At 37.4% G+C, this 18697-nt stretch carries 13 protein-coding genes and 4 pseudogenes; 9 read left to right on the forward strand and 8 right to left on the reverse strand.

The genetic code is table 11. The features are described from left to right. The first annotated feature begins 40 nt into the window (after positions 1-40). Positions 41-2170 (forward strand): C-terminal helicase domain-containing protein, encoded by a 2130-nt coding sequence (locus P9B04_RS24120; RefSeq protein WP_342057498.1) that lies wholly within the window; start codon positions 41-43, stop codon positions 2168-2170. Between the two features lie 33 nt (positions 2171-2203). On the opposite strand, the gene P9B04_RS24125 is transcribed toward P9B04_RS24120, so the two are convergent. Further along, complete coding sequence (locus P9B04_RS24125) at positions 2204-2446, reverse strand: helix-turn-helix domain-containing protein (protein ID WP_342057499.1); 243 nt, start codon at positions 2444-2446, stop codon at positions 2204-2206. Between the two features lie 411 nt (positions 2447-2857). On the opposite strand from P9B04_RS24125, the gene P9B04_RS24130 reads away from it, so the two are divergent. From P9B04_RS24130 to P9B04_RS24150, 4 genes and pseudogenes are all read left to right on the forward strand, one after another. Next, entirely contained in the window at positions 2858-6451 is a 3594-nt protein-coding gene (locus P9B04_RS24130; RefSeq protein ID WP_342057500.1) for a plasmid replication protein, CyRepA1 family, read from the forward strand. A gap of 734 nt (positions 6452-7185) precedes the next feature. Beyond that, positions 7186-7788 (forward strand): annotated as a pseudogene (locus P9B04_RS24140) (ISAs1 family transposase); the annotation flags it as partial. 640 nt (positions 7789-8428) lie between these two features. Next, positions 8429-8629 (forward strand): DUF4278 domain-containing protein, encoded by a 201-nt coding sequence (locus P9B04_RS24145; protein ID WP_342057502.1) that lies wholly within the window; start codon positions 8429-8431, stop codon positions 8627-8629. A gap of 250 nt (positions 8630-8879) precedes the next feature. After that, positions 8880-9725, forward strand: coding sequence for an SDR family oxidoreductase (locus tag P9B04_RS24150; protein ID WP_342057503.1), 846 nt, complete (start codon positions 8880-8882; stop codon positions 9723-9725). Positions 9726-9904: 179 nt separating this feature from the next. On the opposite strand, the gene P9B04_RS24155 is transcribed toward P9B04_RS24150, so the two are convergent. Beyond that, positions 9905-10646, reverse strand: a protein-coding gene (locus P9B04_RS24155; RefSeq protein WP_446718042.1) for an IS1 family transposase whose coding sequence is annotated in 2 segments (ribosomal slippage) — positions 9905-10567 and positions 10569-10646 — 741 coding nt in all. Because the reading frame shifts where the segments join, the coding sequence is not laid out codon by codon here. Positions 10647-11285: 639 nt separating this feature from the next. Between P9B04_RS24155 and P9B04_RS24160 the strand changes: the two genes are divergently transcribed. Next, complete coding sequence (locus P9B04_RS24160; protein WP_342057504.1) at positions 11286-11513, forward strand: hypothetical protein; 228 nt, start codon at positions 11286-11288, stop codon at positions 11511-11513. Positions 11514-11552: 39 nt separating this feature from the next. Then, positions 11553-12308: a hypothetical protein gene (locus P9B04_RS24165; RefSeq protein ID WP_342057505.1), complete on the forward strand. Its 756-nt coding sequence runs from the start codon at positions 11553-11555 to the stop codon at positions 12306-12308. Between the two features lie 110 nt (positions 12309-12418). Here P9B04_RS24165 and P9B04_RS25270 read toward each other — a convergent pair. From P9B04_RS25270 to P9B04_RS25275, 4 genes and pseudogenes are all read right to left on the reverse strand, one after another. Then, positions 12419-13565, reverse strand: a pseudogene (locus tag P9B04_RS25270) (ISL3 family transposase). A 5-nt stretch (positions 13566-13570) separates the two neighbouring features. Next, complete coding sequence (locus P9B04_RS24180; protein ID WP_342057508.1) at positions 13571-14116, reverse strand: ISAzo13-like element transposase-related protein; 546 nt, start codon at positions 14114-14116, stop codon at positions 13571-13573. A 408-nt stretch (positions 14117-14524) separates the two neighbouring features. Further along, positions 14525-15853, reverse strand: coding sequence for a glutamine synthetase family protein (locus P9B04_RS24185; RefSeq protein WP_342057509.1), 1329 nt, complete (start codon positions 15851-15853; stop codon positions 14525-14527). Between the two features lie 47 nt (positions 15854-15900). Next, positions 15901-16053, reverse strand: a complete 153-nt coding sequence (locus P9B04_RS25275; RefSeq protein WP_446718041.1) for an IS1 family transposase — start codon at positions 16051-16053, stop codon at positions 15901-15903. Positions 16054-16197: 144 nt separating this feature from the next. Here P9B04_RS25275 and P9B04_RS24190 point away from each other — a divergent pair, with 144 nt between their 5' ends. Beyond that, complete coding sequence (locus P9B04_RS24190; protein WP_342057510.1) at positions 16198-16929, forward strand: DUF1361 domain-containing protein; 732 nt, start codon at positions 16198-16200, stop codon at positions 16927-16929. Positions 16930-17159: 230 nt separating this feature from the next. Here P9B04_RS24190 and P9B04_RS24195 read toward each other — a convergent pair. Next, positions 17160-17402 (reverse strand): annotated as a pseudogene (locus tag P9B04_RS24195) (ISL3 family transposase); the annotation flags it as partial. A 92-nt stretch (positions 17403-17494) separates the two neighbouring features. On the opposite strand from P9B04_RS24195, the gene P9B04_RS24200 reads away from it, so the two are divergent. After that, entirely contained in the window at positions 17495-18577 is a 1083-nt protein-coding gene (locus tag P9B04_RS24200; protein ID WP_342057511.1) for an IS1 family transposase, read from the forward strand. Here P9B04_RS24200 and P9B04_RS24205 read toward each other — a convergent pair. After that, positions 18558-18697: pseudogene (locus P9B04_RS24205) on the reverse strand (IS1380 family transposase); the annotation flags it as partial. The gene P9B04_RS24200 and the pseudogene P9B04_RS24205 overlap by 20 nt on opposite strands.

Consider the following 18697-nt stretch of genomic DNA (forward strand, 5'->3'; position numbering starts at 1 on the left):
CCTCCAAACAGATGCAAGAAAATAACCGGGAAACTCTTTCTTGGAAATCACCTTACAAAGAACCCGTAAGATGCTTAAAAGTGCCACCCCTGACCTTAACCTTTATGCTAAACGTCAGGCAGTGTGGCTACCTGTTACCTTTGAAACGAGTACCGAACAAGCATTAGAGCAAATCTTCACCGAGTTTGAAAGTAGTCTTTATATTCCATCGGCTGACCCCATTCGTTATCTTAAAGGTAGTACCGAAAAGAGATCGCTATTGGGCAATCAAAGACGTTTCTTTTTACAACGGGCCGAATCAAGTATGTATGCTTTAAAATTAACCATTAAGAACTTTAGTCGGAAAACCCAATTAGTTAAAGAACGCTTATTAAAATTAGAACCCAATGCTGATGGATTACACCAATTCCTATTATGGCACTACGAATTTGAGAAAGAAACAGAAGTTAATGAATGGGATGATTTAACCCATAATCTAGGGGATGAAGGCTCATGGGAAGCTGACGAATTTGAAGAAGAAGAGGAAGAACTCGATAGTGATAAAGAAGAAAGACGACAACAGTTACGCAAGTCCATTGAATTAGCCATTGACGAACTTAGAAATAATACTGATGAAGCCCAACGCATCTATAACCAAATTATCCAACATTGTGATTATGACTTAACCCGTTTAGCTGATATTCAAGCCTTATTAGAAACTGAATTTATTCAAGACCATAAACGAGAAGAAGTTACTAAGACAGTCAGAGAATTAGTCAGTCAAGGTCATAAAGTTTTATTAATCTCTACTTTCTCTGATACAGTCCTTGATTATTATCAGTATATGACTCAAGACCCTATCATTTCTCAATCAGGAATAGGGATGGCTGTAGGGGGAAGCAAACGTTACTATAATAATGGAGATAAACCCAGAAAATTCAGTCCCCATAACTATCATAAAAAAGGACAAAATGTAACAGGTATAAAACGTCAAAGCTTATTTAAACTATTTGCCCCTGAAGCTTCTATCAAAAATCCTTCAGAACGTCCCAAACAAGAACAACAATTACAAATATTAATCGGTTCAGAAACCCTCTCAGTTGGTCAAAATCTTCAAGATGCGGATTATTTAATCAATATTGATGTTCCTTATAACCCAATGACCCTAGAACAGAGGATTGGGCGTATTGATCGCCCTAAACAACACTCTGTCGATACCCTTACCATTTATTATGCCAACAGTGAAAATCAACTATTAAGACAAGCCAGCCGATTGAAAACCTTGAATAAAAAATTAGTAGGAACAATAACAGAAGATAACCAAATTCCGACAATTACTAGCACCAAAGATTTAGGTCCATCTGTGTACGGAGATACTCTATTTGATGATGAGATTTTACCTGATTATATCAACTTTTTAGAAAGCTTAGTCAAAGCCAGAAAAACCGAACAAGAGAATTTCCAAGAAAAAGCCTATAATAAACAAGAAACCAGTCAAGATACTTATAGTCAAAACGAGATCCTATATAGTGAAGAATTAGCTAAATTAGTCAGAAAAAAAGGATTTGATTATCAACCCAATACAATCACCCTTGGCACAGGAAATGGCCAACCTCCTCATACCATAACCATCCTGACAGTTGATTACTTTGGTCCCAATGGAGAACCTATTTTAGACCAACAAGAAATAGTTTACTGGAATGACCTAACAGAAGAAAACGACGGTTACGGGCAAGCGATCACTTCAGCTTTTATCACTCCTGATTTCTCGGAAGTCGTATCAGTTCAAACTATTATAGAACAATCAAAAACACTATATGAAAGCTTGATTTTATTGAAGCAGCAAAGACAAGAACAACTTGATACACCAGACACCATTGATAATATTAATATTACATCAGAACGCATTAGTCGCATTCAAAAGCGGATTCAATCTCTTTCTAATTTACCAGAGGGTATTGATGTCCGTACTATTCGAGGAACTTTAAAGAAACTTAATCAAAATAAAACAAAGAGAACTGTTCAAAAATTATTAAAAGACTATACTGACGGTAATAAAAGTGAGTTAGAAGATTTAGTATTTATAAAAGAATTTATCAATGAAACGGCTCGCCTCAGCTTAATTGATTTTGAAGCAATAAAAGCTGTAAGTTTTAAACTTACTATTAATGGTGTTTTGTTTAGAGTCTAATGTTTGTATTAAATATTTATTACAATTAATGTGTTATTCCCACTTCATTACATAAAGATCATCAAGTTGACAATCAAAAAATTGAGCAAGTTTACCAGTGCTAACACTATCAAGCCGTTTGAGTCGTCCTCTGATAAGACTTCTAATAGTAGATTGAGCTACACCTGCTTGTTCAGAGAGTTGGGCAATACTTAGTCCTTTTTGACTCATTAAGGTTTCGACGTTGCTATAAAAGTAAAGCTCTTTTTGTTTGTGATTGTCTCCTTTTGTGGGCATTATGATAGCCATTATCCTTATTCTGTCTAGCTATATTATACGTCTTGACAAGTAATAGTCTAGCAACTGTAATCTGTAGTTGTGTTAAGTAGTTGACGACTAAGTGACTACTCGTCATAATAAAAAAGGAGAATTATTGAGGCAAAAAAAAGCTGGTGACCTCAAAGCTAAAACGGAAACCGTTTCTTAACTAAGAGGGCTACCAAGCCCCAAAATTCAAAATTTCTTATTTCTATTGTCACCCAAGATTTCCGAATAACGCCAGTTTGAGGGTAGCCAGAAGCCGATACCTACTTCTGGAGAAAGCAATGAAACCTATACTAAATCTGCCTTGTGGCGGATTAAAAATTGATGGAAAATTTTTCTTAAGTTCCATCATCACCCCCCCTATATCACAGTTGAGGGGAACGTATGTCCTGGCTTAGATACAACCGCCGAAACCCCTGTCCTGTGTGCCAAGGAGAAAGGAATGATTGTCGGCAAAACACCACCACCGGCCTAGTTTACTGCCGAAGTCATGAAGCCAACCCCAAAGACTACTTATACAGGGGTCAAGACACATGGGGCTTTAACATCTGGGCATACAAACCCGATGCTGATGCTTGGACTGATGAGCGTCGTCAAGAATGGTTGGAAGAGCAGAGGAGGCAGAGGGAGCAGAGGGAGCAGAGGGAGAGTTTAAAGAAGCTGCTACCTATCCCCGAACGAGATAAGGTCATTAGGGAAATCCTAGACCAACTAACCCTATCAGATGACCACAGAGAGGTTCTAAGGGGAAGAGGAATAAGCGATCGCAAAATAGAAGAATCAAACTACCGCAGTGTCAAACAATGGCAAAAACTAACCTCACCTGTCACTAATAAACTCTCAGGGGTGAAATATGATGGATTAAGCTTAATTAACCACACTGATGGGATACTAATCCCAATTCCTAACGAAGATGGATTATACACCCATCTTAGGGTGAATGATCTGACCCCAGGAACCGAAAACAAGTATTACCCTCTGAGTAGTTCCAAGCGTGGGGTGAAGTACCACTTACCATCAGGGGAGCAACCCATCGGGGTGTATATGCCCCAGGAAGCACCCGAAAAGCAAATAATAGGGTTTACAGAGGGACTGGAATATAAACCGCTTCTAGCGTCATCTAACGTGGGGATTCCGATTATAGGAGCTAGTGGTGGTAATTTTGGCAGTAGTAGTGAGGCGATAGAGGATGCGATCGCATCAATTAAAGAGAGATACAAATGGGAAAACCCCGAATTTGTGCTTTATGGGGATGCAGGAAGTGCAGCCAACCCCAGTGTCAGTCGTCAATATGAAAAACTAGGGGATTTTATTCCCAACCTCAAAGTGGCTGATTGGGGACAATTAACTAATAAAGAAGCCCTAGATATTGACGAGATTGATGTTGATGAAAACCCCATTAATTATCTAAGTATGGGGGCATTTTTAGAGAAAGCAAGATGGTGTAAATATAAAGACAAAACCCTAAAAGCATGGATACTAACGAAGAAATTTACTCCAACGTTGAAAGTAAAACAAGAATTTATTGATTTGCCAAAGCCAGAGAATAATACAATGTTCTTAGTAAAAAGTGGACTAGGAACAGGCAAAACGACTCTATTGGTAAAATGGTTAAAAACAGAATGGTCTGATTATGGAGGTATCAACTTAGGATACAGAAACACCTTACTAATGCAATTTTGTGAGAAGTCGGGATTTGTCCATATTCATAATTGTTCGTCATGGGTAGATATATCAGCCCCCACAGCAATAGTGGCATCTTGTGTGGATAGTCATCTGCGATTTAACCCCGATGATTTTGAAGGGAAAGTGTTAATAATTGATGAGGTAGTTTCCGTACTAAAGCATTTATTATTCAGTAGTACAGTAGGAGAAAGAGGACGAGCGATCGCCTTATTTATAGAAGGAATAAAAAGAGCAAGGGTTGTAGTAGGATTAGATGGTAACCTATCAGATATGTACTGCGATTTTTTTGAGGAATGTGACCCATTAAAAAAAGTAATAAAAGTAGAAAACACTTACAAAGGAAAGAAGCCAGAATTAATCTTATTAGAGGGAACAATCAAAGACGAAAACCTCAGAAAACGGGATAATTCCCCTTGGTTATATGACCTCCTGAACAGTTTGGATATGTTACCAGTAGTAGCGAGTGATTCCCAGATATTATTGGAGGCGATCGATGAGATTTACCAAGACCAAGGGTTAGTAGGATTAAGGATAGATTCCACCACCATTGATAGTAAAGAAGTGCAAGAATTTCTCAAAGAACCTGCACAATGGATAAGAGAAAATGAACCACAGTATGTATTATTTAGTCCCAGTTGTGAGAGTGGTTTAGATGTAGCCATAACTGATTACTTTAGTCATTTCTTTGGGTTATTTTTTGGAGTATTAGATGCAGATTCGATTACCCAGATTATAGCTCGTGTCAGGGATGTGGACTTAACTCGTTATTTATGGGTCATGCCTTATGTCAAAGCAGATAACCCTGATAGTATAAAAACTCCTTTGGTAGATAGTTTTAAATATTACTATAATCAAAGGTTAATACGAGACTTAGATTTAGTCATGGCGGGACAGATAAGTTCAGAAGAGATAATGAGGGAAGTATTAAGTTATATGACTTTAGCCCAAGCTAGTCCAGAACATCAATTAAGTCAGCGCATTCAAACCATGATTTATTATGAGAAAAGTTACTTAAGAGAATGCGTTTACTGGTTACTGGAACAACAAGGTTATGATACTTCCAATCGAGTAGCTCCCGTTTTAGACGAGGGGTTTAGAGAGACTTCTAAAAAGGTGTCAAAAGAAAAGAAAAAAGTTAAAAGACGCAAAAGTAAAGATATCTTTAATAGCTCAGATAAGTACATTGGAAACCCATCAATATTATTAAAGTGGAATACTTCATGGGCAGAAAGATGTGCATTAATAAAAGCTATAATAGAGGATAAATTACCAGGAATAACTAAACACATAGTTTGGTCAGAGGATTTTATTTATCAGATACAATTTCAGTTTCCTAATCTCTTCTACCAACTAGAAGATAGGTACTACCTGGATAATCTAGAGAAATGTCTTGAGCGATCTCAAAGGATGTACCACAGGCAACTGGTAAAAGGGCGTACCCGTAAGAAATTAACCCCCTGGAAACTCAACTCTCGTTACCAACGGTTATGGACTTTAAGAGAAGTGGGCATTCATGAGCTTATTCATAATCATTATGATGTTGAGTTAACCACAGAGCATCCAGTGGTCAAGGAAATTATGGCCAAGTGTGGCCAGAAGAAAAATTGGATCTCGTTGGGCAAAAAACCCCATCAGGACACCATTAAATATTTAAAATGGTTATTGGGACAAATTGGCTATACTCTACGTTCCCAACAAAAAAGGAATGAGCAAGGTGAGGCAGTACGAGTTTACAAGTTAATGTCCATACCCCATGAAGATGTAGCGCGTTATGTGGGGCCAATGATGGAAATCATTGCTCGAAAATATGACCAACCTCAACCAGTATTAAATTGGGATGAGGGATTAATACTAGCCAATGAACCGGAAGAAAGCATACTACAAGAGCAAGTTTGTAGTACGCAGATCGGGGTAGAAAACTCAGGGAAACTTTTGTTAGCCGAAAATGCTGAAAACCATCATGAGAAAAAGGTTGTAGCCGTAACAGATGTGGGGGTAACTCTATTAGAAGAACCAGCACATCTGTTACAGCTAAATCGTAATACAAATCCCGATGATCCACTTAGAAAATGTCCGGCGAGTGAGATCCCCCCAGAAGCAGTAGATGAGTGCGATCGTAAATGGATAGCCGAACAACTAGAAAGCTGCCAGAGCGTAGATGATGTACGATATTGGTGGTATGAAGTGGGTTTAGTCTCTCAACAGCTACAATTGGGTTGGGATTTGTTAACCAGCGAAGTTAAGCAAAGGCTGAGACTATTATTTAACCAGATGAAGGCATTAGAGACGTGAGGGGAGTTTTCCGGAGGCTTTTAAATAGAAGCTCTGTAGCAGGACAAAAGTTTCAGGACGATCCCCTAAACTATCTTGTTGGGGTTTCCCGATTTCAAATCGGAAAACCTAAAAGGCAAGATCTGCATAAGCTTGATATTGTTTAACCGTTTTGGTTGGCTAAAGATAGCGATCGTTACGCACCAGACATAAGGGAAGAGCTAAGGATCGTCAAACAACGAGTGTACACTCGTTTTCATCGGAGTGACGGGTGAGGAAATTAAGCTAACGTAGTATTCTTGTAACTCGCGTTATGTAGTATAGAGAGTTAACCTATCCAATCACCCTACTGTCTATATGAATTAAGTTGCTCGTTAGAAGTGCTTTTTTACCACATAATAGTAGTTATAAGAATACTGAGTTAGGAGAAGAAGTAGAACATGAGATAGTGAAGTGTACAGACAATCCAATAGAGCAGAGTCATAGAGGAATAAAACAGAGGTATTATCCGATGATGGGATGGGGGAATTTTGAATCAGCTCAGAGATTTTGTCGAGTATATGAAGAAGTAAAAAACTTCTTGAGACCTCAGTTATTTATGGGAGAGTTTGTCTCTTTATCTAATAGAAGAAAAATCTTTTTAGAGAGGGTTGATCTCTTGAAAGAAATTTTAAGAACAGCCTAAGTGGAAAATCAAAAGAAAGGGTCTTGAATCAATTTTTACCTATTTTTGAGAACTCATTTCTGACACTTTTGAACAGATCACTCACCAAAAAGCCGACTACATCCTCACTCTTAAAGCTAACCATCCCACTTTATTAGCTGAAGTCCAGCAATGGTTTACTGATACCCAGACTCAAGGTTGGGATAGTATTGACCATGATTACTACAAAACAGTAACTAAGGGACACCACCGCACTGAGAAACGATACGTTTGGGCTATACCAGTAGCAGCAATGGGAGGACTTTACCAGCAAGAACAATGGTCTGGACTGCAAACAATTGTTGTCGTCGAACGCATCCGTCACTTATGGAATAAGACTACCCACGATATTCAGTTTTACCTGACCTCTTTACCTGCCAATGCCCAATTTCTTTGCCATGCTATTCGCACTCATTGGAGCATTGAAAACAATCTTCACTGGACACTCGATGTCACCTTCCGAGAAGATCAATGTCGTATTCGGTCAGAATATAGTCCACAGAACTTTGCTCTTTTAAGACGATTAGCACTTAATGTTCTCCATCAAGAAAAAACATTTAAACGTAGTCTTCGCCAGAAAATGAAGCAAGCTGCTATGAACAACAACTATATGATGACTGTTCTCAATACCTTCTGTCAAGCGGATTTTAGATGAGCTTACCCTGGCAATTTTCTCCACCTTCCATCCCATAGCTGATAGTCTAATCGCACTTGCTCTATCCTTAGTTCTCTGGGGAATATTTTCCGCTTTACTTAACTCGAATAAAGTTCTTTCTTGCTCAGACGTTAGAAATACTCTTAAAGGAGGAGAAGACATTGGTTAATCAGAGTTTTTATTCCTAACTTCGTTAACACACTTTGCGGGCTTTTTTTAGCGATCGCCTAAAAAAACTTCACATAAATTAACATAGTGCTACTTATTTATGTCCGACTACTTAGTGGTTAATGCTAATCCCAACATGGCAGCTACTAGACTGGTCATAATTGCCGAAAAGATAATCCTTCTAATATTCATTTTTTTGCTCCTGTAAAGTTAGATATATGTATTAATACGTCTAATTCAAAACTACTATTAGATAATGATTAATTTAGTTGCCAGAGTTTTCATTAAGATGACAATTTTACTTCGATTCTGTATCGCTCAAGAATAATATGAGGTTTGTAGCAAATTTCTTGAAGGAGGTAGAAGTTGAACACAGTTTGGAAATAAGACCGCCATATTTGTGACACAAACCAGGGGTAGATTAAAAATATCTCGAACACATAAAGTGCATAACAAACAAGGATAATTCACCATGAAACTCACCTATCGGGGTTATGACTATAATCCAACTCACATCTCCATCACCATGACTAATACTGATGAGAAAGCAACCTATAGAGGAGTGAGCTATTATGTACAACAAGCTCAGAAACTTCCTACAGTTCCTCCTCACCAATTCACTTATCGTGGTATTTCCTATGGTCTTAGTAGCAAGGATTTGTGTACTGAGTAGACTTAATCCTTGAACCCATCAATGAGTTAAGTTTAAGAATCGTTTGTTTAACCAAATAGTAATTTGACTGACAAGGGAATTACATAAGGAAAAAGTAAAGTGAAAAAAGATAGAGTAAAGAAAAACAAAAAGCTCTGAAATAATCTCCTCAACGACTCAAACTCATTTTCATTTTTTGATAAGTTTAATGTGTATAAAAATTATCGAAAATTGTCTCATTAAATAACAAAAAAAACTGGAGAAAAATATCATGATCATTAATCAAAATGTAAATCACACTCAATTTCAGAAAGGCTTCAATATTCAAGGGAAAACTGTCTTAGTGACAGGAGCTAATCGAGGCATTGGTAAGGCCATTGTGGATTCTTGTCTGAAGCATGGAGCTACCAAGGTTTATGGAGCAGTGAGAAACTTAGGAACAGCCACCCCTTTGCTCGAACAATATGGAGACAAATTTGTGCCGATTTATCTCGATTATTGTCAACCTGATACTATTATCACAGCAGCTTCTTTAGCAACCGATGTGGATTTGGTCATAAATAATGCCGGAATTTTGAACAATGCCAACCCACTAGATGATAATGCGGTCGAAATGCTTCAAGAGGAAATTAATATTAATGTTTTTGGGTTAATGCGAATAGCCAGAGCCTTTAGTCCAGTGTTAAAAGAAAATGGAGGAGGTGCTTTCGTTCAACTAAATTCGGTGGCCTCAATTAAATGCTTTGTCAATACAGCGACCTATTGTGCCTCAAAAGCAGCAGCTTATTCAATTACCCAAGCTCTCAGAGACATCCTCGAAAAGCAGGGAACCTTAGTGATTAGTGTTCACCCAGGACCCATGGATACTGCTATGGCAGTGAAAGCAGGAGTAGAAAAATGGGCAGAATCCCCAGACTTAGTAGGAGAAGGCATCATCGCCGCGTTGAAAGTAGGGGCGTTTCATCTGTTCCCAGGATCTCACGGGACAAAGATTGGTCATGCCTATCAAAGTTTTGCCCAAGAAATTATTGACATTGACTTTGAGAAACAAAGAGAGTTGACCAATGTCCCAAACAAGGATCTTGAAAGAATACTTGCAAAATCAGCCACAATGTAAAGGTTCGCTGGCGTGGGGACACGCCAGAATGCTACCACTTCAGTCAAACAAAATCCCTCACGACAGTATTCTCCAAAGGTTTGATGCGTACTCTGAAATAAACGTTGGTCGCGAATCTCTGCCAAACTCCGTCCAGCCTCATAAAAAGCCCGGGTAGTGATTCCCATGTAGTGGAAATCTTATAAACTGTTAGCAATCTGAGCATTATAATGGTGGATAAAGTACCAAATAGCTCCAATATGATTTTCTACTTTCTTAGAGAAAGATAAGGTTTCTCGAACTAAACGAGATATTCTTTGACGAAAGGTATTATTGAGTCGTTCAATATGATTAGTTTCACCACTATCTTTATAAACTGGTCGATGTCTTAGAGCAGGAATAACCGTATCATAAGCTTCCCAGAAATCTGTATAAGCCACTGCACATTGACAATAAACTGGTGGCAGTGAAGCCCAAAGTTTTTTCGCAGAGGAACGCGACCGATCTCCGATATAGCAGCCAACGATTTCTCTAGTTTTTCTATCAAGAGCAAGCCATATCCAATATTTATTATTTTTGCGATCAACAAATGACCATAACTCATCACATTCAATGGTCAATTTTCCTTTAGGCTTGTCTGAAACCTTTACTTGACGGGGAATTTGCTCAAACTTCTTATTGACATAATTTTGTAGCCATCGCCATGAAACTCCAACAACTCTCTTGATTCCTCTTAAAGAAATTCTCTCAAGAAGTAACTTATCAATTAGGTTTTTCTGTTCTTGAGTCACCCAGATTTTTGTTGAGTTCTTGACAAACTGATGACCACATTTTTGACAGCCGTATTTAGGCTTCTTCCGCATGAATACTCCCATTTTTAGTAAACTGCTTTGAACCACAGTTTGGACAAGAATCTTCAAGCTTTTCAAAAGGTAATACTATGAGTAAAAAGAAAAGTCTGTTTAACAAATTTGACATTAATTAAAAAGGACAAGAATGCAAGTTTTAGTTTGATATAAACACATTATAACTAAATGAAACTGTTCTTTGGCATTTTTTCCTGCCACTTAATTCAAATGAACTACTATAAATTATTTCACTACATGGGAATCACTACCAAATATATAAATGTAGTTTGTCAGTGATATGACAACTACATTTATATAATGTGTCTGTTAAAGTGTTAGAACTCAGAACAAAGGCATCTGATTCTCAAAATTAATGAGAATTTTCTCAATAGTGGAATGAGATATTAAGGCTTAACGGCATTGTTAATGACAACGAAAAACGGTTCTACCGAACCTGTCATGTAAAACTATTAGAAATAACACCTTGAAAGCCTGATTGGGCAAGTATTTTAGTTTTTAACAGTTTGCTTTTGACTGAATTCTTTGCCAAGTCAGGCTTAGTTAGAGTTTGAGCGATTTTTACCACACTAAGTTCGGTAGAACCCGAAAAACGAATTGTAATCAGTTCTGACACTTTCTTCATAACAGGTCTATTGAATAGCAATAGCAATGATACAAAAATGACACAATCGTTGATTAGTCTTAAATGAGAAACCAAAAGAGGACATAGAAAGTGAATCAACAAGATGTAAAAGGAATTTGGAATCAAATTATCAATAATTATCAGATATTGACTGATGACAACTTACAAGCTCATTTGAAACACCAGTTAGGGACTCTAGTTCAGGGTAATGTAGCGAAAGCTAACCGCTTACTTAGTCGAGAACAAAGACTCCATCCTAACCATACAGAGCAATGGTATTTAGAAAAAGTAATAAATGACTTACAACCTGGTCATTGAAAAGAAAAAGAAGTGCATTTAATTTGAGAGGACAAAACGATGAAAGCAACTACATTAACACCAACACAAATTGATTATCTCGCAGAAAAATCTGAAGATTTTTTGTTAGAGCTAACATTCAATGCTCAAGTAATGGGTCTCGAAGGACAACTAGGCTACTTGACCCGCATAATAGTCAATTCAAAAACCATGCAAGTCACTAATATAGTAGTAGAATTATTAGGGTTATTTGGTTTTGAACAATATTTAGTTCCAATTGATTATATTAGTGTAACAACGCCTCAGTTAATTAATCTTGATTGTATTCGGGATGATTTTATCGCAATGAAACCTTTTTGCGAAACTGACTATATCAAAAATGAATATTGGGAACACGAGATGCTTTATTGGCCTCCAAACAGTATGAGCTATGGCAGTGAGTTCTCAATGTTATGGTCTGATCCATTTTCAGAGGGAGTCATGCCTTACCTAAAAGTGAAAAAAGAAAATTTGCTCCCAGGAGAATTAATAATAAGCAATGATATTCAGGTAGAAGCCTTGGACAGTTTTCTCGGAAAAATTGACGGTTTTTTAATCTCTAAAAATACTCAGATAATCAAAGGTTTATTAGTACGTAGTAGAAAGTTTTTAAAGCAAAAAGAAAGAGTGTTTTCTGCTCAAACAATCAATAAGATTGAAGAGAACAAAATTTCTTTGAAATTTGATAAAAAATCTTTTGACTCTATTCCCTTTATTCCGAGAAAAAACTTTTTCAATCAAGTGAATTACAATTATAATTTGTTTTATTTTAAGTAAGATATTTCCACCTGTAAATTATTCAGGTAGTGTAATTTAAGGAGAGACTAACTATGACGATTCGAGCCTTTTACCGGCTCTCCCGTACCTGTGGTGATAAGTACGGCTTATTAAAACAAGCAAGCTAATAGTTTTTCCCTCATAGTATCGAAATCTTTAAACCCATAACTTTGACGAAGAATTAGTTTAATTTTGTTGTTTAATCCTTCCATGACACCACTGGTAGTTCTACTAATAAAATAATGACAAATTTCTTGGATATATTTGTTGATAGTATTAGCCACTTGACCAAGCATAATACGAGCATAAATTAACCATTTTTTGAATCTTCTTAAGCCCATTTTGACCGTGGTACTGGTTTCATAAATTTCTCTAAACTCTTCCTTTAATTCATAGGCTATTCCTAAGCAGGGAGATTGATGAAAAAGTTGGAGGAGTGAGGATTTTTCTTCTGGAGTTAAATCCTCACCGTTCTTGAGAAGTAAACAGCGATTCTTTAAGCCTTTAAATCCTAGTAAAAGACGGAGACTATTCAGAGCTTTATTAACTAATTTCATAGCATGAAATCTATCAATTACTATCAAAGCGTTAGGAAAAACTGCCTTGATTACTTTCTGAAAACCTCCCCACATATCTACACTAACTTCCTTGACATTTTCACGTATCTCAATAGGTTGCGCCTTCAAAACTTCGATAATTTCTTCACTTTTATGAGAATCAATAACTTCTAGTAAGGAGCTTTGCTCAAGATCACTCACCACTGTCACAAATTTTCTTTTCCCTTTTTCTTTGCTAATTTCATCTAGGCTTACTTTCTCTGGCATTGACCAGTCTTTTTTTTTTACCAGCTTGTCTTGAAAAGATATTTTGTACTTGTTCTGGACTTAATTGTTCAGTTTTACTAACCTGTTCTACTGTCAATTCTTTGACTTTTTTATAAATGTATTCTTCGTAGCGTTTCGTGTAATTTCTTCTGGTTTCAATCCATTCCAATGGTTCAGTTGGATATCTACCACAATGGGGACAAATGAATTGTCGACGAGGAACTTTTAGATAGACTGCTTGGCCCACAATTGATAAATCTCTCACTAAAATAGGACGAGTTTGATGTAAATTATCTGTATAAGTTTGGCAGTGAGGGCATAGTATCCCTTCATTAAAAAAGTCTAGGCTAAAAAAAATTAATCCTTCTTGTTGCTGACAACTTAAAACTGTGACATTAGGGAGATTCAGGAGACTATCGAGGTGAAAGTCCATTGGCTTTAGAGGGATAAAATGTAGCGGTAGCTACATTTTATCCCATATTCTTGGAAGAGCCGGTTATGGCCTGTAACCTTTGTTTTTTGGGCTTGACGACGACGAAAATTATGTTTATTTAACAGTTGGTCAATTACTGTTACACTCACCTTAATTTGCTCTTGAGAAAAGAGTAAATCCGCTATTTGTTGGCGAGTCAAATTAGTCCATCTAATTTCTTCATTCATGGGAGATCCGGCTATATGTCTGTCTATTACCCGCAAAAAAGCTGCCTCTAGACCCACAACTGTCTCTATCTTTCTTTTTCTCCCTCCACCTTCAGCACGAATTTGGCTTTGAATCATCGCTTCATCCGATTCTAAATCCTCTATTCCTCGTTTAATAGTGCGAAAATTAAGATGAAAAAGCCTCTGTATATAACTTATTCCTCCATAACCAATCTTAAGAGCTTCTATGGCTGCATAGCGTCTGCGATCTTTCTCTGATAGGGATTGATAAAAGACTTGCATCATTCTCTCCATTTCTGGGGAATAAGGTTGCAGTTGCTCCATTATACTGTCAAATTTTTCTCAGATGTTTGTACACTTCCCCATTATCCCTTAATTTTAAAACTTTTGCACTTTATTCAATCCTCATTCCTAAGTTCGGTAGAACCGAAAATACTTGATATGATTAAGATTGGTTTTTGTTGGAATCAACTCTGGTTTAAATTTTTTCCAATCCTCACGAAAATTTCGCATCTGTGTCCAGCTTAATTCTTAATTTTCACCAATACTATCAAAAATTTCAAAACGATTAATTGAATCACGCAACTCATAATGCCACCATTGGGGCTGTTCAAATCTGGGTAACAGTTTTGCCAAATAGCCACGATACTGTTGCAAAAATCTGATAAACACGACAGATAGTGGAGTAACATCGGTATTATACCGCTTTGTTTTGAGTTCTGACACTTTCTTTTAATAGCGTTCTAACAAAAGTTCAACTTCTTGTTGGAGAGAAAAGTCTTTCATGGCTTGTAATTCAGCTTTTTTAACGGCTAGATAAGACTGAGCCAATTCTTGACCCAAAGCATCGAGAATCAGTGTATTGTCTTGTAAATGCTCTAAGCTAATTTCTAGGGAATTAGGCAAGGGTTCAATGGCTAATTCAAGAGATTCTGCCTCCGTTAGTTGGGTCGGAACCTTGGTTAATGGTTCCCCTAAATTAAGATTTTGCTTGAGTCCATCTAATCCTGCTGCGATGATAGATCCTAAAGCCAAATAGGGATTAGCCGAAGCATCTACGGTTTTTAGTTCCACATGGGTTGGAGACGGGTTAACGGCATTGGTGGGAACCCGTAAGGCGGCCTCTCGATGATCATATCCCCAACAACGAAAGGCTCCACTCCAACAGTTAGGTTGTAGGCGACGATAGGAATTAACACTTGGGGTAGTAATAGCCATTAAAGCCGGCAGATGCTTCAAAATTCCAGCCAAGAAAGACTGACCTCTGAGTGATAAAAATCCAGGATTTTCAGTATCAACCAAGATATTTTTCCCATCTCGCCAAAGGCTAAAATGGAGATGGCAACCGTTGCCAGCACTATCGAGGAAAATTTTCGGTAAAAAGGAAGCAATTTGTTGATGTTGTCGGGCAATAGCTTTAACAGTTTCTCGAAAAACGATCTGTTGATCGGCAGCAGCGAGGGCATTGGTATAGAGAACAGAAATTTCTTGTTGTCCTGGCCCCGATTCGGGATGATAAAGTTCTACGACTAAACCTTGGGCAATTAACGCTTCACTAATCTCATCAATGGTAGCCTGTTGAAGATCCATTGAAAGGGTAGCGGCAAACACGGTATCATCAACAGGACTAAAATCATCAGGATTAAGTAGATAAAATTCATTTTCAAAAGCTGCCATGACCTCTAGCTCAGCTTTTTTAGCTCTTGCTATCATGCGTTTAAGAAAGTCACGAGGACAACAACTCCAGGGCTGTCCATTTAAAATCATGTCTCCCATAACCCTTGCGTGATTCTTAGCATAGGGAAGACAAGTTAAGGTACTGAGGTCGGGGATTAAGCGGACTTCCCCGATGGGACTTAAGCCACTGTTGGGAACGACAACATCAGCCATCACAGGCAAAGCTTGTTGAGCTGCCGTAAGTCCTACTCCATGAGTCACATAAGTTTCTAATTGTTTTCGATGAATGGCTTTGCCGCGAATCAAATTAGCATTATCACACCAGAGAACCCGAATAAATTTTATGTGTTCTCGATCTAAGCGCGTTAAAGTTTCTTTGTCCATTGTCGCTGAGATTTATTGAATGGGTCGTTTAACAAGAGTGTTGATAGCTATAAAATTTCTCTCTGAAATTTATACTTATTAATATACAGTCCAATTGCCAAATTGTGCATTGGTGATGTTTTTGAAAAACAGATTGTCTTTCTCTGTAATCTCTTTATTCTTGTTCCCAATGTCAAATGCTTCCTTTCGATTTTCTGCATTTTATACTTATGTTGATGCACTATTTAAGATTTGAAATTATACCAATTCAAGACTAAGCAATTTCAAATTCAGCAATACCTCTTCCTTTTTCTTATCCTGAACTGAGGTTAAAATAAAAACCCTACCTCCTATTTTTTCAGCCCATGAATCTTGAAATTTACGAAGAAGTTCTCTTTAATTATTTATCTTCACGGCTTCCCATTATCTTTTTCTTCAGCTTGGCTACGTTAGGAATGGAATGGATGAGAAGTCGGCTTTATGAAGGTCGATTTTATCAACCCTTTTTACTTAATCTTATTCTCGCCTGGGTTCCTCTTGTACTTTCTGTCGTTGCCGACATCATCTTTTGGCAAAATGGCCTTCATGAAAACTGGATTACTCTAGTTTTGTTAGGAATGTGGTTTGCGTTCTTTCCTAATTCTATTTATTTAATTACTGAAGTTCATCATTTTCGGGATCGTTTTGCGGATCATTCCCGTGAGCCTTTCTGGTTTGATAATATTGAAATCCTATCCCTGGTGAGTGTAGGGCTATTAATTGGTAGTCATTCGCTAGTTATTATTCATTTTTTATTACGAAATCATTTCTCTAATTCTCTAAGTTGGATTACTGTTATTAGCTATGTTTTCTTAGCCAATTTTGGAATCTATATTGGTCGTTATTGGCGATTCAATAGTTGGGATATTTTTCGTCGCCCCTTTTCCTTATTTAAGCAAATTTTTAGAGAATTGAGTTCTTGCTCCCAAGCCAAAGTTTTAATTATATATATAATTTTATTTAGCTTTTTTATTTTGATGTTTTATTTATTTGTTCATTTAACTATCATTAATCTTTATACTTTAACAAATCAGCTTGAACAATTACGCACTCTATAATAACTAATAACTTTTCTTCTCAAATGCACTACAAATCTTAGCTATTCTCTACATCGTTGTCGAGACTGGGGTAAAATTTTTAATGAGCGCACTGGGACTCCCTTCAACTTTATTGAAATTCCTACAGATATTCTCTTTAAGGTTCTTTTCTGTTATTTATGGAGGAGTTTGTGTCTTGATCTAATAGAAGAAGAATCTTTTTAGGGTTCTACCGAACTTAGTATGTAAATTTAAGCAGTAAAATGCCAAGTTAGGAAACTTCTAAGTTTAAAATTATCAAAATTTCTAAAACCATAACCCCTTCTTTTAATCAACTTTAATTTATTATTAATTCCTTCGACAATACCGCTAGTCGTTCTTTCATCAAAGTAAGCAATAATTTCTCCTATCCAACGTCTAATTGTTCCACAACTTTTTGGATAAACTTCATAAGCTTCTGCACACCATTCAGCTAGTTCAAGTAATCCTGAACTCCAATCAGGGTAGTCCCTACAAATCAGTGGAGGTAAGCCTACAAAAGGGTTTTATGGGTTAAGTTATAAGCGATCGCCAAATCCTTTGCTGAATGACAATCAACCCTTACAACCCCAAAAGTCTCCATCCACTTTTTCCTCAGTTCTGTCCCTGCCCTGATTGTCCTTATTACTTAGATTTAGACAATTACATCACTAAAGATGGAACTTACCCAGTTAAAACAGAGGCTCAAAGACGACAGAGATTGTATTGTCATGGGGGGAAACATCGTTTCTCGGAAATGGCCTATTCGCCTTTATTTGGGCATCATGGCAGCTTTTCGGAATATACTCAAACTGCTAAAATGAGCAGTTATGGCCTTAGCTGTGACCAAATTGCCGATGTTTTAGAACGAGACCCTAGAACTATTCTACAATGGCAACAAGCTTTAGGACAAAAGAGTCAAAGCTTTCACCTGGCTCTGTGTACTTTGATTGGTTTAACCCTAACTTTCATTCAAATGGATGAGATTTGGTCGTATTTGAAGAAAAAAAAGAGACAGATGTGGTTTTTTATCACCTTGGAGGCAAGAACGAAGTTTTGGGTTAACTTTGAATTAGGCAGTCGGACTGGACATACAGCTAATCGCTTGCTCAAAAGACTTGTTTATCTGATGCCCTTTGGCTTTGCTGATTTCTTGTTGATTACCACTGATAAATTGGCCGCTTATGAGAGGGCGATCGCTCTTTATCTTCAGAAAGTCCGCTATGCTTATCTTCAAATTGTCAAGCAGAGGAAAAAAAAGCGACTGGTTACGGTTAAAGAACGTCTCGTAACTGGGAAAGAAAGTGATTTTGGGAAAAAGACCCATAACACTTCTTATATTGAGCGATTTAACTTGACTTTACGGCAGAAAGTCTCTTTTCTTAACCGCAAGACTTTGGGTTACTGCAAGAACCAGAAATCTGCACAATGGGTAATGTGGCTCAATCTCTTCGATTACAACTACCGCCAGTTCCACAAAAGCCTCCGTCAAGATTTAACAGGCCAGCCAGTCAAATTTCAGAGCCGGTACCGTCATTTTACCCCAGCCATGAAAATGGGACTAACTTCTACTCGATTAGAATGGCGAGATTTAATTGTTGCCCCGATCGCCCCTAATGCCCATGAATTCGTTACCTCCACTGATTTGTAGGGACTACCCCCAATCGTGTCCCTTCCGCAGAAGCCCGAAGTTCAAGCATTAAAATATAAGCTGCCTGGCATAAAAATAAGCGAAATTGATTAACAATAAATTTATGGCAACTGAGACGAT

The sequence above is a fragment of the Crocosphaera sp. Alani8 genome, from assembly GCF_038442745.1.
GTDB lineage: Bacteria > Cyanobacteriota > Cyanobacteriia > Cyanobacteriales > Microcystaceae > Crocosphaera.